Raw genomic sequence first — 22,236 nt, forward strand, 5'->3', positions numbered from 1 at the left:
TTAATCCGTTAAGACTGCAGCTTCAAAGGGATAGTCAGGGATCTTTCCAGCCAACCGCCCTGACCATCAGAAATCACTTCAAACACTTCAACGAAAGTCGCTTCAATCGAGGCAATCTGACCGTTGTTTCGGCCCAGATAATCGCCTACTTTCAACCGGTGAATAACACCATTGGCCCGCAGCAGAGCGTTAGCCTGCAGATCATTGGACAGCGTCCCGACCATCTCGAATTGCTCAAGGTCGAAACCCTCCAGAAATTGCCTGGCCCGGCCAACGTCAAGCTCATCTCCGGCAAGGCTTACCTGCCAACTGCCAGCGCCACCCCCAGGCGCAGCCTGAAAAGGGTTACGCAGTGCCATCGCCTCGTACGTAAACACCTGCGGAGCTTTGACGCCGGGAACAGGAACTATGGTGCTGCCCGGAAGCGCCTGCGCGGCCTGCAAATACCTCTTGAGTTCGACCGTATCCTGTACGCCATCACACCCGGCTAACCCGGCCAGCAATCCGATGCCCAATAGTCGAACGCAAACACTCATGGGATCAGTCCTTGATCGTGGGTGCGGTAGGTCCTGGCCAGCAGTGTCATACGCAGTTGGCCGTCCCCAGTACCATTGAGCGGCGCAAGCGCGAAGTCATGCAGGGTGACAATGCGCGGCAAGCTCGCCATGGCACTGACGAAGAGCCCCAACTCGTGATAGCCACCAGCGAGGGTCATCTGTAGCGGCAACTCGGCATAAAACGGCTGGAGTACTTCGGGCAACCACTGGATACGTTCAATGACCAGACCATTTGCCTTGCCCAGTTGCGAAACCTGATCAAGCAAACCGGGCACCTGAGCCTGAGCAGGCAATTGTTTCAGCATTGCGCTAAAAGCAGCTTCCAGATCGTGCAGTTGAATTACATAGGCATCCAGGTTCGCAACCTGTGCAACCCTGGATTCAAACGCAGTTTTGAGTGCGACTTGAGCCTCAGCCTGCTGTTGCAGTCGGGTAGTCGACGACAGCAGGAACAGGAGGTAGCCCAGCACCAGCAACAGGCTCAACCACAGCAGCGCCACAGCAGTTTTGCGGCGTGAGGACCACGCACCCACGCTTGCAAAATCCAGCTCCCGCAGGTCGATACTGCGCAAGCTCATCAGCCAGTCAGCAGCGTTCACAACTGACCTCCAGCAGGCGTATGCCGCGCTTCACGCACCGTCAACTGAAACTGCCGCACATGTTCCCCATCGTGAGCAGGACCTGCCTTGACGTCGATCAATTCAGGGGTTTCCAGCCAATGCGAAGCATCCAGATTTCGCATCAGTTGCGCGACCAGGTTGTTGGACTGGGCAACCCCGGTGATCACAATGTTGCCCTCTGTCATTTTCACGTCGGTGAAATGCACGCCATCCGGCAAACTGCGTGCTAGCTGCTCCAAAATGATCCCGCTGCTCGAGCGACTGCTCTGCAGCATCCCGATTGTTTGCATGCGCTCAAGCAACTGCTCGCGTCGCACCTTCAACTGGTCGATTTGCTCCGCACGACCGTCCAGCTGAAACGTGGCGCTGCGGATAAGGTCATTGCGCTCCAGCTGCTGCTCTACCAGACCGTCGATAAAATGGTCAGCCGCAAACACTCCGGCCACTGCCACCACCGACAAGACCGCCAACACCATCAAAAACCGCTTGCGCCGCCTTTCACGCAACAACGCGCGCCAGGGCAGCAAATTGATTTTTGCCATCAATCAAACCCTCTCAAGGCCAGACCGCAGGCAGTCAACAGCACCGGGGCATGACAAAGCAAGGTTTCAGGTGCGAGCGCGGGGTTAAGGCTCATGGCCAAAAAGGGATTGGCGGTGCGTGTCGGCACGCCAAGCCGATCCTCGACCCACTGACTTGTCCCCGGACTCGATACTGCCTCGCCAGCCAGCACAATCATGCTGACCACCCCTTTAATACCGGACTCGACAAACAGCTCAAGCCCGCGCTCCAGGTGTTGAACGAGCGTGCTTTGGAATGCTTGCACCCCGGCAGTGGCATGCCCAAAAAGCAGCTCGCGGGAGTAGATCACCTCGCCCTGTTGCACAATGCTCAGCTGAGTTGTGTGGGTCGCACAGTCGACCACCGCCACCGCCCCCTGCAATGCCAGCCCAGAGACCATGGCGTCCACACCGCGGGCCATGGCATGGGATTGGACAGCAACCACTCGCAGGTTCAATCCAACATCACTCAAGACCGACCGATACCACTCAAGTGCCTCCTGACGGCACGCCACCATGTGCACGTTAACCCGCGCGGGATGACTCGATGAATTGCCTTGAACCTCGAAATCCAGCGCCACGTCTTCAAGGGCATAAGGCACGTATTGCTCAGCCTCAAGACGTACATGCAGTTCAAGTTCGACTTCGCTCAAGCCCGCCTCTACCTCAAGGGTTTTACAGATGAGCCGCCCGTCGGGGATCGCCACTGCCGCATCACGCGCCACCACTGCAGCTTCTGCCAACGCCTTGAGCAGCACTTGCACGACACTTTTCGGCTCAGCGCCGGTCTGATCATCCGCAAGCCCGGCTGGCAGCGGTTCAATGGCATAGGCTTGCAGCTTGAACGCACCCTGCGAACGGCTCAGTTCGACGACCTTGATCGCTTGCGGGCTGATATCGATACCTACGTACCGATGGCGTACTTGAGGAAATAATCCGGGCACTTTTGTTTTCCCTAATGCAATCCGTAACTTACGGAGGGTAAAAAATGAGATCCGTTCAAAACCTGTTCTGACATGCGGCTCATGACGTTCATGAGCGAAAAATGCTTATAATGCCGGGCGTTTTTTTCCGTATCGTCGACCCGGCGCAACTGCGCACTACCCTGACGTGCAAACCCATTTCTTAATCTGGAAATCCAAAAGCCTTGATTCGTCTGCTGAAGTTTTTCGGGTGGTCTTTCGTTGCCATATTCTGCGGGCTGTTGCTCGTGTTGAGCGGCGCGTTTCTCTATCTTAGTCCTGGCTTGCCGTCCGTAGAGTCGTTGAGAAGCATCCAGTTGCAGATTCCTTTGCGGGTCTATACCAGCGACGGGAAATTGATCGCGGAGTTTGGCGAAATGCGCCGCTCACCGATCAAATTCGCCGACATTCCGCCCAATTTCATCAATGCCCTGCTCTCCGCGGAAGATGACAACTTCGCCAATCATTACGGGGTCGATCCCAGTAGCCTGATGCGTGCCGCTACCCAGTTGGTAAAAAGCGGACACATACAATCAGGCGGTAGCACCATCACCATGCAGGTGGCGAAGAACTATTTCCTCTCCAGCGAGCGGAGCTTTTCACGCAAAACCAACGAAATCCTGCTGGCCCTGGAAATCGAACGTGAGCTGACCAAGGACGAAATCCTTGAGTTGTATGTGAACAAGATTTACCTGGGCAACCGCGCTTACGGTATCGAGTCCGCGGCACAGGTTTACTACGGCAAGTCGATCCGCGACATCAGCCTGGCGCAGATGGCAATGATTGCCGGTCTGCCCAAGGCCCCTTCGCGCTTTAACCCGCTGGCCAATCCGGTGCGCAGCAAAGAACGTCGCGACTGGATCCTGGGCCGCATGTACAAGCTGGGCAAGATTGACCAGGCCAGCTACGAAGCCGCCATCGCAGAGCCTGTCGACGCCAGCTACCACGTGCCAACCCCCGAAGTCAGCGCTCCTTACATCGCTGAAATGGCCCGCGCCGAGATGGTCGGACGCTACGGCAGCGAGGCTTATACCGAAGGTTTCCGCGTCACCACCACAGTGCCAAGCAACCTCCAGGAGCTGGCCAACACTGCTGTTCATGAAGGCCTGATTGCCTACGACCAGCGCCACGGCTACCGTGGCCCGGAGTCGCGCTTTACCGGCAAGACCCTGGCTGTATGGACTCACGAACTGACCAAGCAACGGCCGATCAGCGGCCTGGAACCGGCAATCGTGACCCAGGTCGACAAGGACGGCCTGCAGGTACTGACCCGCTCCGGCGAAGCCCACGTTTCGTGGAACACCATGAAATGGGCGCGCAAGTTCCTCAATACCAACAGCATGGGCCCAATGCCCAAACAGCCTTCGGATGTCGTGCAAGTCGGCGACCTGATTCGCGTACAACCGCAAACCGATGGCAGCTACAAGTTCAGCCAAGTGCCCACGGTACAAGGCGCATTGGTATCGCTTGACCCGGACAACGGCGCCATTCGCTCGCTGGTCGGAGGTTTCGCGTTCGAGCAGAGCAACTACAACCGTGCGATGCAGGCCAAACGCCAGCCCGGCTCAAGCTTCAAACCGTTCATTTATAGCGCCGCCCTGGACAACGGCTACACCGCCGCCACCCTGGTCAACGATGCGCCGATCGTGTTTGTCGACGAGTATCTGGACAAGGTCTGGCGCCCGAAGAACGACACCAACACCTTCCTCGGCCCGATCCGTGTACGTGAAGCGCTGTACAAGTCACGTAACCTGGTCTCTATCCGCTTGCTGCAAAGCCTGGGCGTAGATCGCACCATCGACTACATCAGCAAGTTCGGTTTCAACAAGCAGGACCTGCCACGCAATCTGTCGCTGGCCCTGGGTACTGCAACCTTGACCCCAATGGAGATTGCCACCGGCTGGAGCACGCTCGCAAACGGCGGGTACAAAATCACGCCGTACTTGATCGACAAGATCGAAAGCCGCAACGGCGACACGCTGTTCGTGGCCAACCCGCCAAGCGTGCCTAAAGGCGCCAGCAAAGACGTGCCACCAGAAGCTGCAGCGCTGACCATCGACACCATCAACGCTGCACCCGGCCTGCCTACCGTAGAGACACAAGCGGTAGCCGAGCGCATTGTCGACGGTCGCACCACCTACATTCTCACCAGCATGCTGCAGGACGTAATCAAGCTAGGTACCGGCCGTCGCGCTCTGGCGCTGGGCCGCACCGACCTGGCAGGTAAAACCGGTACTACCAACGAATCCAAGGATGCGTGGTTCTCCGGCTACAACGCCGATTACGTGACCACCGTTTGGACCGGCTTCGACCAACCCGAAAGCCTGGGTCGTCGCGAGTACGGCGGCACTGTGGCCCTGCCGATCTGGATGACCTACATGGGCGGTGCGCTCAAAGGCAAACCTGCTCACACCCAGGCCGAGCCCGAAGGCATCCTCAGCCTGCGGATCGACCCTACCAGCGGCCGTATCGCTTCACCCGGCACGCCTGGCGCCTACTTCGAGTTGTTCAAGAGCGAAGACACGCCACCGACCAACAGCGAGCTGGGCAACAGCGTAGCGCCGGGTAGCCCGCTGCCGGCCGATGATGGCGCACCTATCGACCTCTTCTAACCAAGAGCCCGACAAGCTGTCAGTTGCAGTGCAACTGGCAGCTTGCTTCCAAGGCGAGCATATATTCCATGGGCAGGCTGTCTTCGAGCAACTCATCAACCGGCGCCATCGCCAGTTGATCCATTCGGGTGCTTTCGCTGTGGGCCTCCCAGCGCATCAGGCTTTCAGCCAAGACCTCAGGCTGCAGCGCAAACCGGCCATACACATCTGCCAGGCTGGGCACCGTAAACCTCAGCTTGTATAACTGCTTTCGGGTCTTGTCGACGCTGCTCATCTCCCGCATCAGCAAGTTCATTACTCGCACCTGCTCTTCAAAACTGCAGCCCGTGAACGTCATCTGTTCGCGATAGCGAGTGCGCAGTTGTTGCGCGATGTGCTCAAGCGCCTGATCAACGAATAACACCTCCCGCTCTGTTACCAGCGAACGCCGGAACGTGAGCGCTTGCTGGCTTCGTCGCAGCACTGCCCAGCAACTGGGAATATAACTGTCGACCATAAACTGCTGACCTACGTCGACCAACTGCCCAAGAAGCCCGTCCGGTTCCGGCACAGCAGCTTTTTGCTCGAACACCGCATGGCTTAATGCCTGCTGGGTGATGGTTTCACTGAGAGGCCCCCAGATGAGGTGCGAGACCTGCCCATGACCGAACTCCACCGGCATAAAGTGGCGCAAGGTGCCGTGATGCTGGTACGGCTCGCCGAACAAATGACTCAAACCCGCCACAAACACCCCAAACCCTGCGGGCACATGGGTAAAGGTGAACATCGTGACGGCGCAGTACGCCGTCAACCGGTTGTTCATCCAGCTCCCCGGAACACTGGGAATCGGGTCGTTGTGGTTAACCATGCGCTGGTGCACCAGGCCATGCGCCGCGCTGACAAAAGTCGCGTCCGCTGCACGAGGCGCACCATAGGTATAGAGCAGTACATCGCAATACCGGCGCAGACGCAGCATTTGTGAAAGAAGCAAGCCAACGGCCCCACCCTGGCTATGACCACAAACCAGGACTTTTTGCCCGGCGTAGAATTTGTCCAGGTAAACGCCAGCAAAGTCATAAGCCTGCCTGGCAGCGTCGTAAAACCCGCTATGCACCTTGCCCTCCCCCTCTGCAAAGGGCACTTGAAGTGCATCCGCCCGCCCCGAGAACTCGGACCAGGGGCAGATGCCACGAACGGCAATCAATATGACTTCCTCGTTGTGGGTCACAAAGATTTGCATCTCGGTGCCTTTTGTCCCAAAACGAATCTCACCGCTGAAATGAATAGAGGCCGGGGTCTCCTGTGCTGCTGTTGATAGCGGGTCATTGGCCGGATACAACGCTGGATCAAACGGCACGATTTCCAAGCGACTGGAATACGCCACGTCTTCATAAAGCGGGTAGTAGGACTTGGCTTGCCCTGGGCTGACCGGCCAATCCCCCATACTCAGTTGCGCATCCGCAGTTGTCACACGCGGCCTGCCTTGGGCGCCACCAAAGGGGCAATCGCTCAAGGTCGCCAGCAACGCCAACTGGTAGAGATTAAGCGCGCAATACTGTGAGTCGGTTGACAGCAGCGGGCGCAAAGCTCGTAAGGGGCGGACTTGCAACAACGTATGACGACCGCTGGCCAGACACACGCCAAGCGGGCTTGGCGGCGGCGCAAAAGGGCAATCGAGCGCTGGCGGCAAATGCGACACATGCTCGACCAAATCCCGTACTTCAACCTGATAGAAGTCAGTTTCGGTATCGATGCACACCGGCTTGTCCTGCGTGCGAACACCCCCTTTGTTGAGGTATCGAGTGTGCTCGGCCCTGACCTGAAGCTCGGTGATTTTGAGCGGGTAGTGCGGGCGATCCAGTAATCGCGCATAGACCGCACGGCTACCGTCATGTAACTGCCTGAACATGACGCCAACAGGGCCGATCAGGTTGCCAACCTCACCGCGGCCAACGGCATCCAGATGACCGCTGTGCGTGCCTCCTTCACCGTCTACAAGGTCGTAGGCCAGCCCGGCATACGGCTCGCCTGCTCCCTGTTCGTCAACCAATTGAAAACTGGTCCGACTTATATGCTTCTGGCGAGAGGGTGTGAGCATCGGTGATTCCTGTAGGCACTGAGGGCACACTTCAGGACAAAGCCTCCCCAGACAAGGGGATAAAACTAACCGCTAGCTGTAGGAATGAATGTAAGACAATTCCTAAATGTGTCTGAGATTCTTCTGAATATGTGTATTAATTTTTAGACCTCATCCCCCCGAAAACTAAAAAGCCCCGGCACTTTTCAGTGCCAGGGCTTTGTTTTGACGCTATACGGAATTAACCGTTGAAGACGTCATCCACGCTTTTCAGCGGGTAGTTTTTCGGGTACGGCAGAGTTGCTACACCTGTCTCGATAGCGGCTTTGGCCACGGCATCGGAGATCAGGGTGATCAAACGGGCGTCCATTGGTTTCGGGATGATGTACTCACGACCGAATTCCAGCTTGATACCGCCGTAGGCATCACACACTTCTTGTGGCACTGGCAGTTTGGCCAGTTCACGCAGTGCGTTGGCCGCTGCGATTTTCATTTCTTCGTTGATGCGCTTGGCGCGAACGTCCAGAGCACCACGGAAGATGAACGGGAAGCCCAGTACGTTGTTGACCTGGTTCGGGTAGTCCGAACGGCCAGTGGCCATGATCACGTCGTTACGGGTAGCGTGAGCCAGTTCCGGGGAGATTTCCGGATCAGGGTTCGAGCACGCGAACACGATCGGGTTAGGCGCCATACGCAGCAGGTTTTCAGCGCTCAGCAGGTTAGGACCCGACAGACCAACAAACACGTCCGCGCCGTCCATGGCGTCAGCCAGGGTGCGCTTCTCGGTTGCGTGGGCGAATACCGCCTTGTACTGGTTCAGGTCGTCACGGCCAGAGTGGATCACGCCGGTACGGTCAACCATGTAAATGTTTTCGATGGTTGCGCCCATGCTCACCAGCAATTTCATGCAGGAGATGGCTGCAGCACCGGCGCCCAGGCAAACGATCTTGGCGTCAGCCAGGGTTTTACCAGCGATTTCCAGGGCGTTGATCATGCCAGCCGCGGTCACGATAGCGGTGCCGTGCTGGTCATCGTGGAATACAGGGATATCGCACTGCTCGATCAGAGCACGTTCGATCTCAAAGCACTCAGGTGCCTTGATGTCTTCGAGGTTGATGCCGCCGAAGGTAATAGAGATGCGTTTTACGGTGTCGATGAAAGCCTGTGGGCTCTCGGAGTCAACTTCGATATCGAATACATCGATACCGGCAAAGCGCTTGAACAACACGCCTTTGCCTTCCATAACAGGCTTGGAGGCCAATGGGCCGAGGTTACCCAAGCCCAGAATAGCGGTGCCATCGGAAATCACGGCTACCAGGTTGCCTTTGCCAGTGTATTTGTAGGCAAGTTCAGGGTCGCGGGCGATTTCGCGTACTGGTTCGGCTACACCCGGGCTGTAAGCCAGCGCTAGATCGCGGGCTGTAGCGGTAGGTTTGGTGAGCTCGACACTCAGTTTCCCTGGACGGGGCTGGGCATGGTATTCGAGAGCGGCGGTTTTCAAATCAGACATGTGGGCATTCCGCTTTTTTGCTGTTGGACAGACGAATCGCCGAGCATACGCGTGTCGCAAAGTCCCGACAAGACTGACCAGTCAGCAGTGTCAAGGGCTTTGCCTTACGACTTTGGGCCAAGAGCCGCGCCCCATAAGGGCTAGAGTGTTCACAATATGCGATTAAAATTGTCTACAATTTTTAATGCGCAGCGACTTTTAACATTCCCGGATGAGTCAAAGGCAACATCCAGCGCGCCTGCCCAGCCTTTAGCCCTCCGCGCCGCGAGCGGTCCAGCACCCAGCCTCTGGCCTCAACTTGCGCGCCTTGCAGACCGGCGAGGGATTTTTGATCGAAATTGGCCAGTTGATTGGGTGCAATGCGCAATACCAAACCACCCTGCAGATCGATCCAAAGCCCGCCGCGATTGCGCTGCACCTTACTGACCGTACCGCCCACCAGGGCAAAGCCGGAACGGCTGATTTGTTGCGCTGCAAGCACTGGCGATTGGCGCCAGAGCCCCAGGCCAGCCGCCCGGGCACTGCGCTCCGCCGCTTGCTGACAATCGAGCAATGCGACATTCGGTGCTATCGCCACTTGGTACCCCAGCCCATCTGCGAGCAATTGGGCTTCAAGGTTGCTGCCATCGGCACCAAACACATGGGCCAGGGTGCGGCCATAGCGATCCTGAGCCTGCTTGCCCGCGAGCAGCCCGACACGGCCATTACTCTGCGCCACCAGCGTCTGCAGGCGCTTGCGCGCAGCCTCCGCGAAGGGCTCGGCAGACTGGCCCTTCTTGCCCGTCTCCGGCGCGTTGAGACCGATCATGCGCACACTGCGTCCATCTTCGAGGCGCAGCGTGTCACCATCGGACACATGCGCCACCGAAGCATAGGTCAGCGCCTCCGGAGCAGGGCAAAGCGGCGCGGCGAGTGCCCCCGAAAGCCAAATCGCAGGTATAAAAAAGGCGCCCGCGAGGGACGCCTTTTTCAATAACCTGGCCAGACCAAAAAGGCTGCCCAAGGTCATCAGCCTTACTCGGCTGCTTTTTCTGCTTCTGCTGCTGGAGCTGCTGCTTTAGCGCCGAAAGCACCAAAACGAGTCTTGAAGCGATCAACACGACCGCCAATGTCCAGAGTCTTCTGCTTACCGGTGTAGAACGGGTGGCACTCGTTGCATACGTCGGTGCCCAGTGGCTTGCACAGGTTCGAACGAGTTTCGAACTTGTTGCCGCAGCTGCAAGTTACCAGGATTGTTTCGTACGCTGGATGGATATCGGCTTTCATGGGGTATTCCTCGGGCTAGCGTGCCGCCACTCAACACCATTGTTGAATACCGCACGTAAAATTAGGGCGCCGATAATACCAGACCTTTGCATTGACGCAAGCGGCCAAGCATGCTCCACCCTATTTCTTTCATTATTCATTGACCTGCCTTTAAGTCCCGGGACGCGTTGTCTGCTAGGCTCCGGGCCATCTTTGCCGTTCATCACTTGAGAGCCCCGCGTGCCCGACGCCATTTTGCGCCTTGCCCTGCCTTCCCCTTTGCGCCGCCTGTTTGATTACCGGGCGCCTGCTGGCGTGCTGCGCAGTCAATTACAGCCTGGCATGCGCTTGCGGGTGCCGTTCGGACGACGCGAGATGATCGGCATTCTGGTCGAAGTGGTCGATCACAGCGAGGTCCCGGCCGACAAGCTTAAGCCTGCGATCGCGCTGCTCGACACCACGCCCCCCCTACCGCCCTCGCTCTTCAAGCTGTGCCTGTGGACCTCGCAGTACTACCAACACAGCCTGGGCGACACCCTGAGCTGGGCACTGCCGGTGCTGCTGCGTCAGGGCGAACTGGCCGAGACGCGCCAGGAACGGTTCTGGCAGATCGCCCCCGGCGCCAGGCTCGACGACCCGCGCATCGCCCGTGCACCGCGCCAGCGTGAAGCGCTGGCCACCCTCGCCCAGCACCCCCACGGCGTGGCGCACCAACTGCTAAGCAAGTTGATGCTGAGCAAGGACAGCCTCGACCTGCTGTTGGCCAAGGAACTGGTGACGGTGGAAATCCGCCGCCACGCGCCGAGCGAGCGCCATGAGCACTGGCTGGCCCAGCCCGAGTTGCCGCTTAATAACGAACAACGTGCCGCCTACGAGGCGATTCGCGCAGGTTTTGACCACTTCCATGCTTTCTTGCTGGCCGGAGTGACCGGTAGCGGCAAGACCGAAGTGTATTTGCAACTGATCCGCGAAACCCTACAGGCGGGCAAGCAGGCACTGGTGTTGATCCCTGAAATCAACCTGGGTCCGCAAACCCTGGCCCGCTTCGAACAGCGTTTCAATGCGCGCATCGCGCTGGTGCATTCAGCGGTTAACGACCGCGAGCGTCTCGAAAGCTGGCTGGCCGCACGGGACGGCGAAGCCGACATTATTATTGGCACCCGCTCAGCACTGTTCACCCCGATGAAAAACCCGGGACTGATCATCATCGATGAAGAACATGACGGTTCTTATAAACAGCAGGAAGGTTTGCGCTACCACGCCCGCGACCTCGCTCTGGTTCGCGCCCGTCAGGAGAACATCCCTATAGTCCTGGGATCTGCCACTCCATCTCTCGAAAGCCTGCACAACGCCTACACCGGCCGCTACGGCCTACTGCGCTTGAATGAACGCGCAGGTGGGGCCAAACAACCACGCTTCCTGCGGTTGGATGTAAAAAGCCGTCCGTTGGACAGCGGGATTTCGGGGCCAATGCAACAAGCCATCGGCCAGACCCTTGCAGCGGGCCAACAAGTTTTGGTGTTTCTGAACCGTCGCGGCTTTGCGCCCACCTTACTGTGCCATGACTGCGGCTGGATGTCGGAGTGCCAGCGTTGCGATGCGCGCATGACCGTCCATCAGCGCTCCGGCGAGCTGCGCTGCCATCACTGCGGCTACGTCGAGCGCGTGCCTCGCAACTGCCCGCAATGTGGCAAGGTTGATTTGCGGCCAGTGGGCGCAGGAACTGAGCGCGCAGAAGAGCGGCTAGGGATTTTGTTCCCCGACTACCCGGTACTGCGGGTCGATCGCGACAGTACTTCGCGCAAAGACGCGATGAACCAGCTGTTTGCCACGATCCAAAAGGGTCAGCCGTGCATTCTGATCGGTACGCAAATGCTCGCCAAAGGCCATCACTTCCCCCGGGTGACGCTGGTATCGATTCTGGATGCCGATGGCGGCTTGTTCTCCGGCGACTTCCGCGCCAGCGAGCGCATGGCCCAGTTGATCGTTCAGGTCGCAGGCCGTGCCGGTCGCGCTGAAGAGCCGGGCAAGGTGATTATCCAGACCCATCTGGCCGACCATCCGCTGCTGATCCAACTGACTGAACAGGGTTACTTCGCCTTTGCCGAACAGGCCTTGAGCGAGCGACGGGCCGCTGGGCTGCCGCCTTTCGCGCATTTGGCGCTATTGCGTGCCGAAGCCCATAAACCCGGGCAAGCGGAAGGTTTCCTGGACGAAGCCTGCAGCGAGGCTGAACGCCTGCTGGGCGAATTGAACCTGGGTGGCATCGAACTGCTCGGCCCGGTGCCCGCACCGATGGAGCGCCGCGCCGGACGCTATCGCGCGCAGTTATTGCTGCAAGCCAGCGCCCGCGCGCCGCTACATCGTTTGCTCAGCCAATGGCTGCTAGCCCTTGAGCAAATGCCCAGCGGTCGCCAGGTACGTTGGTCGCTGGACGTTGACCCGGTAGACCTTTATTAAGGCACCAAATATCCCCTGTGGGAGCGGGCTTGCTCGCGATGCAGACGACGCACTGTCTCTGGAAGACCGCGATGATGCTATCGCGAGCAAGCCCGCTCCCACAGATTTGGAGAATATTAGGGAATAACCGTACACCACATATCCATAACCTGCCTGCTAAGGTTGGCAAGGCCCGCCCGGCAACGGATAATGCCCAGTTTTTCCACCTGCGCACTGAAGCGCTACCGCGCTTGCGGTCGAAAGAGAAGACCATGAAAGACACCATTCGCCAGCTGATTCAACAAGCCCTAGCTCAACTCGTCACAGAAGGTGTGTTGCCTGAAGGCCTGACGCCAGCGATTCAGGTGGAAAACGCCCGTGACAAAACCCACGGTGACTTCGCCAGCAACATCGCCATGATGCTGGCCAAGCCTGCAGGCATGAAGCCCCGCGATCTGGCTGAAAAGATCATCGCCGCCCTGCCGGCCGATGAGCAAATCAGCAAGACCGAGATCGCAGGTCCCGGCTTCCTGAACTTCTTCCAGAACACCCAGGCCCTGGCCTCGCGCCTGGACGCAGCACTGGCCGACCCGAAAATCGGCGTGCGCAAAGCGGCCCCGGCCATGCGTACCGTGGTCGACATGTCGGCACCCAACCTGGCCAAAGAGATGCACGTGGGCCACTTGCGCTCCACCATCATTGGCGACGGCGTAGCCCGGGTACTGGAATTTCTCGGCGATGAGGTGATTCGTCAGAACCACGTGGGCGACTGGGGCACCCAGTTCGGCATGCTGATGGCCTACCTGGAAGAAAACCCGATCACCAGCGACGAGCTGTCTGACCTCGAGAACTTCTACCGCGCAGCCAAAAAACGCTTTGACGAGTCGCCGGAATTCGCCGATCGCGCCCGTAGTCTGGTGGTCAAGCTGCAAGCTGGCGACCCTGACTGCCTGGCGCTATGGACCAAATTCAAGGACATCTCGCTGTCGCACTGCCAGAAAATTTACGAGCAGTTGAACGTCAAACTGACCATGGCCGACGTGATGGGCGAAAGCGCCTACAACGACGACCTGATCAACGTAGTCAACGACCTCAAGGCCAAAGGCATGCTGGTCGAGAGCAACGGCGCCCAGTGCGTGTTCCTTGACGAGTTCAAGAACGCCGAAGGCGAGCCGCTGCCGGTCATCATCGTTAAAGCTGACGGTGGCTATCTGTATGCCACCACCGACCTCGCGGCTATCCGCTATCGCAGTGGTGTATTGAAAGCTGATCGCGCCTTGTACTTCGTCGATCAACGTCAGGCTCTGCACTTCCAGCAAGTGTTTGCAGTGGCCCGCAAGGCTGGCTTCGTCACCCATCCGATGGAAATGGAACACATGGGCTTCGGCACCATGAACGGCGCCGATGGCCGTCCATTCAAGACCCGTGATGGCGGTACGGTCAAACTGATCGACCTGCTCAACGAAGCCAAAGAACGCGCCTACACCCTGGTGAAAGAGAAAAACCCGGAGTTGGCAGAAGAAGAGTTGCGCGCCATTGCCAAAGTTGTCGGGATTGGCGCGGTGAAATACGCCGACCTGTCCAAGCACCGCACCAGCGACTACAGCTTCAACTTCGACCTGATGTTGAACTTTGAAGGCAATACCGCACCTTACCTGCTGTATGCCTACACCCGCGTCGCGGGCGTGTTCCGCAAGCTGGGCAAGGGCTTTGAAGAGGTGCAAGGGCAGATCGTGCTTGAAGCACCGCAAGAGCAAGAGCTGGCAGCCAAACTGGCGCAGTTCGGTGAAGTGCTGAACAACGTGGCTGAAAAAGGCACACCGCACACCCTCTGCACCTATCTGTACGAAGTGGCCGGTCTGTTCTCCAGCTTTTACGAGAACTGCCCGATCCTGAGTGCCGAAGACGAAGCGCAAAAGCAAAGCCGCTTGCGTCTGGCCGCCTTGGCTGGCCGTACTCTCAAGCAAGGCCTGGAACTGCTGGGTCTGGAAACTCTGGAGCGCATGTAAGTTGGCCGCGAAGAAAAAACCTGCACCCAAGCGCGGCGCCAGTCGCTATCAGGCACCGGCTAAAAAACCGATTCCGGGCTGGCTATGGATGGCCATCGGCCTGACCGTGGGCGCATTTATCGTGTTTCTGATGAAGCTCGAGCCTGGCCAGGGCGACGACGTCAAACGGGTCAAGCAAGAGCAGCTCAAAGCCACGAAAGCGGCTGAAGCCAACAAAACAGCGCCGAGCCCAACCCAACCGGTCAAGCCCAAGTACGACTTCTATACCCTGCTGCCCGAGTCTGAAGTGATCGTGCCGCCAGAAGCCGTGCCCGAGAAGACCCTGCCAACGCCGCAAACCGCGCCGCTGGCACCGGTCACTCCGGCTGAAGCTGCCAAAATCGACACGGTACGTGCTCAGGCTGCATTGAACGGCCTCACCCCTCCACCTGCACCTCCGGTCGTCAAAGCGGCACCGGTGACCAGGTTCTTCCTGCAAGCGGGCTCGTTCCGCAAACAGGCCGATGCTGAAAAAGTGCGGGCACAGATCATCCTGCTGGGCCAGACCGCTACGGTTGAAGCCGGTACGGTAAAAGACGAAACCTGGTACCGGGTTCTCGTCGGGCCGTTCAGCAACCGCGACCAACTGACTGTGGCCCAAAAGCAATTGGCGGGCGGCGGGTTCAATAACTTGTTGTTGCAACAGCGGCGCTGATAGCAGCCGCTCCCACGGGGCAATACAGCCTCTGTGGGAGCGAGCTTGCTCGCGATGACATCACCGCGATTCAACAGGAAAACCGCGTCGCGAGCAGGCTCGCTCCCACAACACCCCCACCAGATCCCTCCTCCCCGTTCATCCCCATTCCCTTCCCGCTGTTGAAAAATCCGCTACAACCCCCATATGTATTTCCATCAGGCATTTTCGCCCCGCTGCGTGGAGACTCTCCCTTGACCACCATCGTTTCAGTACGCCGCCACGGCAAAGTCGTTATGGCTGGCGACGGCCAGGTTTCTCTTGGCAATACCGTGATGAAAGGCAACGCGAAAAAAGTCCGCCGCCTCTATCACGGCCAGGTTATCGCCGGTTTCGCCGGTGCAACCGCTGATGCATTTACCCTGTTCGAACGTTTTGAAGGCCAGCTTGAAAAGCATCAAGGCCATCTGGTTCGCGCCGCTGTCGAGTTGGCCAAAGAATGGCGTACCGACCGCTCGCTGAGCCGCCTGGAAGCCATGTTGGCCGTTGCCAACAAAGACGCCTCCCTGATCATCACCGGTAACGGTGACGTGGTTGAGCCAGAAGACGGCTTGATCGCCATGGGTTCGGGCGGTGCATTCGCCCAGGCAGCGGCTCGCGCCCTGCTGATGAAAACCGACCTGTCGGCCCGCGAAATCGCCGAAACCGCACTCGGTATCGCTGGCGACATTTGCGTATTCACCAACCACAACATCACTATTGAGGAGCAGGACCTCGCTGAGTAAGACGCCTGCCAGGCTGGCCCGCCAGCCCGTTTGTGAACCTTACTTCAGCTAGAGGAACGCCAATTATCATGTCCATGACTCCCCGCGAAATTGTCCACGAGCTCAATCGCCACATCATCGGCCAGGACGACGCCAAGCGCGCCGTCGCCATCGCGCTGCGTAACCGCTGGCGCCGGATGCAACTGCCCGAAGAACTGCGCGTTGAAGTGACGCCAAAAAACATTCTGATGATCGGCCCAACCGGTGTCGGTAAAACCGAAATCGCCCGTCGCCTGGCCAAGCTGGCTAACGCGCCGTTCATCAAGGTTGAAGCGACCAAGTTCACCGAAGTCGGCTACGTAGGCCGTGACGTCGAGTCGATCATTCGTGATCTGGCTGACGCGGCGATCAAGCTGCTGCGCGAGCAGGAAATCGTAAAAGTTCGCCACCGCGCTGAAGACGCCGCTGAAGAGCGTATCCTCGACGCCCTGCTGCCACCTGCCCGCACGTTCGGCGAAGAAGCCGCCACCCCGCAGGATTCCAACACGCGCCAGCTGTTCCGCAAGCGCCTGCGTGAAGGCCAGCTGGATGACAAGGAAATTGAAATCGAAGTCGCCGATGCTGTTGGCGTCGATATCTCCGCGCCGCCAGGCATGGAAGAAATGACCAACCAACTGCAAAGCCTGTTTGCCAACATGGGCAAAGGCAAGCGCAAGAGCCGCAAACTGAAAGTCAAAGAAGCACTGAAAATGGTGCGTGACGAAGAAGCCGGTCGCCTGGTCAATGACGAAGAGCTCAAGGCCAAGGCCCTGGAAGCGGTCGAGCAGCACGGCATCGTGTTTATCGACGAAATCGACAAGGTTGCCAAACGCGGCAATGTCGGCGGCGCCGATGTGTCCCGCGAAGGTGTACAGCGCGACCTGTTGCCGCTGATCGAGGGTTGCACGGTCAATACCAAGCTGGGCATGGTCAAGACCGACCACATCCTGTTTATTGCCTCCGGTGCGTTCCACCTGAGCAAGCCAAGCGATCTGGTGCCTGAGCTGCAAGGCCGCCTGCCAATTCGTGTCGAGCTCAAGGCCCTGACCCCTGGCGACTTCGAGCGCATCCTCAGCGAGCCACACGCTTCGTTGACCGAGCAATACCGCGAGCTGCTGAAAACCGAAGGCCTGAACATCGAGTTCCTGCCCGAAGGCATCAAGCGTCTGGCTGAAATCGCCTGGCAAGTGAACGAGAAAACCGAAAACATCGGTGCTCGCCGCCTGCACACGCTGCTTGAGCGTTTGCTTGAAGAGGTATCTTTCAGTGCCGGTGATATTGCCAGCACACAGAATGAAGAGCCGATTCGTATCGACGCCGAATACGTGAACAGCCACCTGGGCGAACTGGCCGAGAACGAAGACCTCTCGCGCTACATCTTGTAAACCGAACACCTGTGGCCGCTGCCGCAGGCTGCGATAAGGCGAAGGCCTTCAACGATCTCCGGATCTTGCGCCAACTACGTTGGTGATCGCAGCCTGTGGCAGCGGCTACACTGTTTGTGCGATGACCAAAGGTTACGACCATGATCCCCAGCGCCATCAACCTGCACAAAGCCTCGAAAACCCTCACTCTCAAATACCCGTCCGGCGAGCAATACGAGCTGCCTGCCGAGTTTTTGCGCGTGCATTCCCCCTCCGCAGAAGTCCAGGGTCACGGCAATCCGATCCTGCAATTCGGCAAAATCAATGTCGGCTTGAGCAAGGTAGAGCCCGCAGGCCAGTACGCGCTAAAACTGACCTTCGATGACGGTCACGACAGCGGCCTGTTTACTTGGGAATATCTCCACCAGCTTGGCGTGCGCCAGGAAGAATTATGGGCTGACTATCTGGCCGAGCTGAAAAAGGCCGGCAAGTCGCGCGACCCTTCGGTGTCGGTCGTCAAACTGATGTTGTAACGCAGTCGGGCTCCCACAGATGCTCTCCGTGGGAGCCGGGCTTGCTCACAAAGCAGTCATGACGTTGTCGTCACCGACGCCGGTGGCGCAGTTACTACAGGGGCCTTGGCTACGGCCGGTTTTTTAGGTGCTGCAGGCTTTTTCGGAGCTGCGGGCTTTTTGGCTGCTACTGGCTTGGCTGCAGGTTTTGCCGCAGGCTTCGCGGCTACAGCCTTGGACGCTGGCTTGGCTGCTGGCTTGGCTGCTGCAGGTTTTGCCGCAACCTTGACCGCTGCAGGCTTGCTCGCTACAGGTGGTTTGGTCGCAGTGACTTTTGCAGCGGCCGCAGTCAGTTTTTCAATATGCTTGGTCAATACGTCCACTTGGGCGTGTAACGCTTTGACTTCTTCACGGCTGGGGACACCCAAGCGTGAAATGGCGCTGGTGAGACGCTTATCGAAAGCTTCTTCGAACTCGCTCCACTTGCCCAATGCCAAATCCTTCACGTCTTCAACCCGAGAACGCGCGGATGAGGTCGACGCCTTAACACCCTCAGCCACTTTGTGGCCCGCGTCCTTGGCCAGCTTTTCGGCTTTTTCGCCATCTTTGACCAGGGTGTCGAACAGCTTGCTGCCGTCCGTATCAATCTTGGAATACACACCCAAACCTGCCAGCCAGATTTTGCGTGAGTACTCTTCAACCTTGCCTACCCATGAGTTGCTTTCTTTGGTCGTCGACTTTTTAGCAGCCATCGTGTTTCCCTCAATGTTCAGTTGCGACGCCAGTGAGCAAGGGCGTCGAATCATCAAGATGAACAACGTGCTCACCTGCATCAGGTTTAGACGCTAAACCGCCTTGTATCAAGGCGGCTCATAGCGAATTAGCCTGCTGCACGAGCCGCAAGAAGGTCACGACAGTGCTTTGTCCAGCGACCGTTCGATTTCCGACTGGATCATGCCGCTCATCGCGGACATCAACATTCCCAGTTCCACATCGACCTTGACGGTTTTCTCGCCGATTTCCAGGGTGCCGTTTACGCCCGAGCGCTTCAATTTCACGGTGTCGCCAGCCCAGGTAGGGGTCAGGCCGTACTGGCTGGCCAGCTTCTCGACCAATGGCTGAGCTTTTTCACGTGCGGCCTCAAGGCCAAGGTTATGGGTACGTTCAACGCTGATACGCGCCATGGCGTCGCTCCTGATAAATAAAGCCGCCACTATACATTCACCCTCGCCAAGACAAAGCCGGCCACCGGGATTAGAATGGCCAGCATTCTCTTTTGGTGACAGCGATATGACTGATCAGCGCAAAGGCAGCGATGCCGAACCCACCACTCACTTCGGCTTCAAAAACGTACCGGAAAGCCAAAAGGCCGAGAAAGTCGCCGAGGTTTTCCACTCTGTAGCCGGCAAATATGACCTGATGAACGACGTTCTGTCGGGCGGTATGCACCGTCTGTGGAAGCGTTTCACTATCGAGCTGTCTGGCGTACGCCCTGGCAACAAGGTGCTGGACATCGCTGGCGGCACTGGTGACCTGGCCCGCAAGTTTTCCCATCTGGTTGGCCCGACCGGCCAAGTGGTGCTGGCCGACATCAACGCCTCGATGCTCAAGGTCGGTCGTGACCGCCTGCTGGACAAGGGCGTGGCCGGCAATATCGAGTTCGTTCAGGCCGACGCTGAAAAGCTGCCGTTCCCGGACAACCATTTCGATTGCGTGACCATCGCCTTCGGTCTGCGCAACGTGACCCACAAGGAAGACGCCCTGCGCTCCATGCTGCGCGTGCTCAAGCCGGGTGGCCGTCTGTTGGTGCTGGAGTTCTCCAAGCCGACCAACGCACTGATGTCCAAGGTCTACGACACTTATTCGTTCGCCTTTATGCCACTGGTGGGCAAGCTGATCCTCAACGACCCGGAGAGCTATCGCTACCTGGCCGAATCGATCCGCATGCACCCTGACCAAGAGACACTGAAGTCGATGATGGTCGAGGCCGGTTTTGACCGCGTGACCTATCACAACATGACTTCGGGCATCGTCGCTCTGCACCGCGGCATCAAGCCCTGATGTTGCTGCGCGGCCTTCTCGCCAGCGTCGAAAACGGCATCAACCGCGTTTTGCGGCTGGACAGCACGGCTCTGGCGCGCTTGCGTCCCTTGACCGGCAAGTTGATTGCCGTCGAATGCGCGAGCCCCTCGCTGCGCCTGTTTATTTTGCCCAGCGATGAAGGCCTGCTGCTGGCCAGCCAATGGGCGGCCGAACCTGACTGCACCTTGCGTGCACCCGCCACCAGCCTGCTGCGTCTGGCCTTGAGCAAGGACAAAAGCGCCGTGTTGCACAGCCCTGAAGTCGAGCTTGAAGGCGACAGCGCGGTGCTGATGGAGCTGGCAGCGGTGCTGCAAGACCTGGAACTGGATTGGGAGTACGAACTCTCGAACTGGATCGGGCCAGTGGCCACGGCATTGATCGGTGGTCACCTGCGCAGCCGCGCCAACTGGTATCAGCAAGGATTCGCCAGCCTCAATCAAAATCTGGCCGAATACCTGAGCGAAGAAGCCCGCACCTTGGTCGGCGAACACGAAGCGCAAGCGCGCTTTGACGAACTCGACCAACTCAAACTCGACCTGGATCGCTTTGAGGCGCGCTTTGAGCGCCTTTCCCGATCCCTCAATTCCAGCGATAACGCATGAAGCTGCTTGCCATACGCCGTTTGTTTCGTATCCAGCGCGTCGTCATTCGCTACCGACTGGATGACCTGCTGTTCGCCCTGCCTTTGCCCTGGTGGATGCTGTCCCTGCGCTACGCACTGCCGTGGCGCTGGTTCCCGCGTAAGAAACTGGAGCTGAGCCGCGGCGCGGCCCTGCGTCTGGCGTTGCAGGATCTGGGGCCGATTTTTATCAAGTTCGGCCAGATCCTTTCAACTCGCCGCGACCTGCTGCCCGCCGACATCGCCGATGAGCTGATGCTGCTGCAAGACCGAGTACCGCCGTTCGACCCGCAAGTGGCGGTCAAGCTGATCGAAGAGCAGCTCGGTGCCAAAATCAGCGAAGTGTTCAGCCGTTTCGACATCGAACCGCTGGCCTCAGCGTCGGTGGCTCAGGTTCACTCGGCCAAGCTCAAGACCGGCGAAGAAGTAGTGGTCAAGGTTGTGCGCCCCGGGCTCAAGCCGATCATCGGTTCTGACCTGGCCTGGCTGTTTATTCTGGCCCGTACCGCCGAGCGCCTGAGCGCTGACGCCCGCCTGCTGCACCCGGTGGACGTAGTCACAGACTACGAAAAAACCATTTACGACGAACTCGACCTGTTGCGCGAGGCGGCCAATGCGAGCCAGCTCAAGCGCAACTTCGAAGGCTCGCCGCTGATGTACGTGCCGCAGATCTACTGGGACTGGTGCCGCCCCAAAGTGCTGGTGATGGAACGCATCTACGGGATTCAGGTCACCGACCTGGAGGCCCTTGCGGATCAGCGCACGGATATGAAGATGCTGGCCGAGCGCGGCGTGGAGATTTTCTTCACCCAAGTGTTCCGCGACAGCTTCTTTCACGCCGACATGCACCCCGGCAACATCTTTGTCAGCACCGTCAATCCGTGGGCTCCGCAATATATCGCCATCGACTGCGGCATCGTCGGCAGCCTGACCCCCGAGGATCAGGACTACCTGGCACGCAACCTGTTCGCTTTTTTCAAGCGTGACTACCGCCGTGTGGCGCAGTTGCACATTGATTCAGGCTGGGTGCCAGCGCATACCAAACTCAACGAGTTTGAAGCCGCTATCCGTACCGTGTGCGAACCAATTTTCGAGAAACCACTCAAGGAAATTTCCTTTGGCCAGGTGCTGATGCGCCTGTTCCAGACGGCTCGACGCTTCAATATGGAAGTCCAGCCGCAGTTGGTGTTGCTGCAAAAAACCCTGCTCAATATCGAAGGCCTGGGGCGCCAACTGTACCCCGACCTCGATCTGTGGAACACCGCCCAGCCGTTCCTCGAGCGCTGGATGCGTGAGCGCGTTAGCCCTAAAACCCTGCTGCGCAACCTGCACAGCCAGGTCGAGCAGATCCCGCATTTGGCCGGCATGACTCGCGACTTGCTCGAACGCATGTCGCAACCCCATGCCAATAACAAACAATTGATCGTGCGCGAATCCCGTGATGGCTGGTTCCTGCGCCTGATCGGTGCCGGGCATCTGGCCGCAGGGGCCTTGCTGGCCAGCCTCGGCCCCCTGCACACTGCGGGCTACTGGCCAGCAGGAATCATGCTGGCCGTAGGCTTGTATCTGATCGTGCGCCGATAGCCAGCTCCGGAAGAGGCTGGCAAACTGTG

The 22,236-nt window shown here is 58.4% G+C and carries 20 protein-coding genes; 10 read left to right on the forward strand and 10 right to left on the reverse strand.

Features of this window, described 5'->3' with window-relative positions:
- Positions 1 to 8: 8 nt before the first annotated feature.
- From U5A05_RS22705 to pilM, 4 genes are read right to left on the reverse strand one after another with little or no spacing between them, the layout of a single operon-like run.
- Positions 9 to 536 carry a pilus assembly protein PilP gene (locus U5A05_RS22705; protein ID WP_261740074.1) on the reverse strand — a complete coding sequence of 176 codons (528 nt, stop codon included), beginning with the start codon at positions 534 to 536 and terminating at the stop codon, positions 9 to 11.
- Complete coding sequence (locus U5A05_RS22710) at positions 533 to 1,156, reverse strand: type IV pilus inner membrane component PilO (protein WP_321834949.1); 624 nt, start codon at positions 1,154 to 1,156, stop codon at positions 533 to 535. The genes U5A05_RS22705 and U5A05_RS22710 overlap by 4 nt, the downstream gene beginning before the upstream one ends.
- Entirely contained in the window at positions 1,153 to 1,719 is a 567-nt protein-coding gene (locus U5A05_RS22715) for a PilN domain-containing protein (RefSeq protein ID WP_321834950.1), read from the reverse strand. The genes U5A05_RS22710 and U5A05_RS22715 overlap by 4 nt, the downstream gene beginning before the upstream one ends.
- The gene (gene pilM, locus U5A05_RS22720; protein WP_321834952.1) at positions 1,719 to 2,681 is read right to left on the reverse strand and encodes a type IV pilus assembly protein PilM; all 963 of its coding nucleotides are present in this window, start codon (positions 2,679 to 2,681) and stop codon (positions 1,719 to 1,721) included. Before pilM ends, U5A05_RS22715 begins: the two co-directional genes overlap by 1 nt.
- Positions 2,682 to 2,887: 206 nt before the next feature.
- On the opposite strand from pilM, the gene U5A05_RS22725 reads away from it, so the two are divergent.
- Positions 2,888 to 5,311 carry a penicillin-binding protein 1A gene (locus tag U5A05_RS22725; RefSeq protein WP_425262915.1) on the forward strand — a complete coding sequence of 808 codons (2,424 nt, stop codon included), beginning with the start codon at positions 2,888 to 2,890 and terminating at the stop codon, positions 5,309 to 5,311.
- Between the two features lie 19 nt (positions 5,312 to 5,330).
- On the opposite strand, the gene U5A05_RS22730 is transcribed toward U5A05_RS22725, so the two are convergent.
- The 4 genes from U5A05_RS22730 to rpmE all read right to left on the reverse strand — a co-directional run bounded on the left by U5A05_RS22730 (position 5,331) and on the right by rpmE (position 10,143).
- Positions 5,331 to 7,388 carry a lipase family protein gene (locus U5A05_RS22730; RefSeq protein ID WP_321834955.1) on the reverse strand — a complete coding sequence of 686 codons (2,058 nt, stop codon included), beginning with the start codon at positions 7,386 to 7,388 and terminating at the stop codon, positions 5,331 to 5,333.
- A 220-nt stretch (positions 7,389 to 7,608) separates the two neighbouring features.
- On the reverse strand, positions 7,609 to 8,877 hold the full coding sequence (locus U5A05_RS22735) for a malic enzyme-like NAD(P)-binding protein (RefSeq protein ID WP_261740080.1): 1,269 nt from the start codon (positions 8,875 to 8,877) through the stop codon (positions 7,609 to 7,611).
- Positions 8,878 to 9,058: 181 nt separating this feature from the next.
- Positions 9,059 to 9,886, reverse strand: a complete 828-nt coding sequence (locus tag U5A05_RS22740; protein WP_261740081.1) for a thermonuclease family protein — start codon at positions 9,884 to 9,886, stop codon at positions 9,059 to 9,061.
- A 5-nt stretch (positions 9,887 to 9,891) separates the two neighbouring features.
- Complete coding sequence (rpmE, locus tag U5A05_RS22745; RefSeq protein ID WP_019825265.1) at positions 9,892 to 10,143, reverse strand: 50S ribosomal protein L31; 252 nt, start codon at positions 10,141 to 10,143, stop codon at positions 9,892 to 9,894.
- Positions 10,144 to 10,362: 219 nt separating this feature from the next.
- Between rpmE and U5A05_RS22750 the strand changes: the two genes are divergently transcribed.
- The 6 genes from U5A05_RS22750 to U5A05_RS22775 all read left to right on the forward strand — a co-directional run bounded on the left by U5A05_RS22750 (position 10,363) and on the right by U5A05_RS22775 (position 17,943).
- Complete coding sequence (locus tag U5A05_RS22750) at positions 10,363 to 12,582, forward strand: primosomal protein N' (protein WP_321834957.1); 2,220 nt, start codon at positions 10,363 to 10,365, stop codon at positions 12,580 to 12,582.
- A 251-nt stretch (positions 12,583 to 12,833) separates the two neighbouring features.
- A complete protein-coding gene (argS, locus tag U5A05_RS22755; RefSeq protein WP_321834958.1) occupies positions 12,834 to 14,570 on the forward strand; it encodes an arginine--tRNA ligase in 1,737 nt (578 codons plus the stop codon).
- Between the two features lies 1 nt (position 14,571).
- Positions 14,572 to 15,264 (forward strand): SPOR domain-containing protein, encoded by a 693-nt coding sequence (locus tag U5A05_RS22760; protein WP_261740084.1) that lies wholly within the window; start codon positions 14,572 to 14,574, stop codon positions 15,262 to 15,264.
- A gap of 233 nt (positions 15,265 to 15,497) precedes the next feature.
- Positions 15,498 to 16,028, forward strand: coding sequence for an ATP-dependent protease subunit HslV (gene hslV, locus U5A05_RS22765; protein ID WP_003438754.1), 531 nt, complete (start codon positions 15,498 to 15,500; stop codon positions 16,026 to 16,028).
- A 68-nt stretch (positions 16,029 to 16,096) separates the two neighbouring features.
- Positions 16,097 to 17,431, forward strand: coding sequence for an ATP-dependent protease ATPase subunit HslU (gene hslU, locus U5A05_RS22770; RefSeq protein WP_261740085.1), 1,335 nt, complete (start codon positions 16,097 to 16,099; stop codon positions 17,429 to 17,431).
- A gap of 140 nt (positions 17,432 to 17,571) precedes the next feature.
- Positions 17,572 to 17,943: a gamma-butyrobetaine hydroxylase family protein gene (locus U5A05_RS22775; RefSeq protein WP_261740086.1), complete on the forward strand. Its 372-nt coding sequence runs from the start codon at positions 17,572 to 17,574 to the stop codon at positions 17,941 to 17,943.
- Between the two features lie 56 nt (positions 17,944 to 17,999).
- On the opposite strand, the gene U5A05_RS22780 is transcribed toward U5A05_RS22775, so the two are convergent.
- Together U5A05_RS22780 and U5A05_RS22785 are read right to left on the reverse strand one after the other, a co-directional pair.
- Positions 18,000 to 18,674, reverse strand: coding sequence for a phasin family protein (locus tag U5A05_RS22780; protein ID WP_321834960.1), 675 nt, complete (start codon positions 18,672 to 18,674; stop codon positions 18,000 to 18,002).
- A 156-nt stretch (positions 18,675 to 18,830) separates the two neighbouring features.
- Positions 18,831 to 19,106 (reverse strand): polyhydroxyalkanoic acid system family protein, encoded by a 276-nt coding sequence (locus tag U5A05_RS22785; RefSeq protein ID WP_261740088.1) that lies wholly within the window; start codon positions 19,104 to 19,106, stop codon positions 18,831 to 18,833.
- Between the two features lie 106 nt (positions 19,107 to 19,212).
- On the opposite strand from U5A05_RS22785, the gene ubiE reads away from it, so the two are divergent.
- Genes ubiE through ubiB form a run of 3 tightly spaced genes read left to right on the forward strand, consistent with a single transcriptional unit; the run spans position 19,213 to position 22,207 of the window.
- Positions 19,213 to 19,983, forward strand: coding sequence for a bifunctional demethylmenaquinone methyltransferase/2-methoxy-6-polyprenyl-1,4-benzoquinol methylase UbiE (gene ubiE, locus U5A05_RS22790; RefSeq protein ID WP_261740089.1), 771 nt, complete (start codon positions 19,213 to 19,215; stop codon positions 19,981 to 19,983).
- Positions 19,983 to 20,606 carry a ubiquinone biosynthesis accessory factor UbiJ gene (locus tag U5A05_RS22795; protein WP_321834964.1) on the forward strand — a complete coding sequence of 208 codons (624 nt, stop codon included), beginning with the start codon at positions 19,983 to 19,985 and terminating at the stop codon, positions 20,604 to 20,606. Before ubiE ends, U5A05_RS22795 begins: the two co-directional genes overlap by 1 nt.
- Entirely contained in the window at positions 20,603 to 22,207 is a 1,605-nt protein-coding gene (gene ubiB, locus U5A05_RS22800) for a ubiquinone biosynthesis regulatory protein kinase UbiB (protein WP_321834965.1), read from the forward strand. The genes U5A05_RS22795 and ubiB overlap by 4 nt, the downstream gene beginning before the upstream one ends.
- Positions 22,208 to 22,236: the final 29 nt, after the last annotated feature.

The organism is Pseudomonas kulmbachensis (assembly GCF_963681935.1).
Taxonomy (GTDB): domain Bacteria; phylum Pseudomonadota; class Gammaproteobacteria; order Pseudomonadales; family Pseudomonadaceae; genus Aquipseudomonas; species Aquipseudomonas kulmbachensis.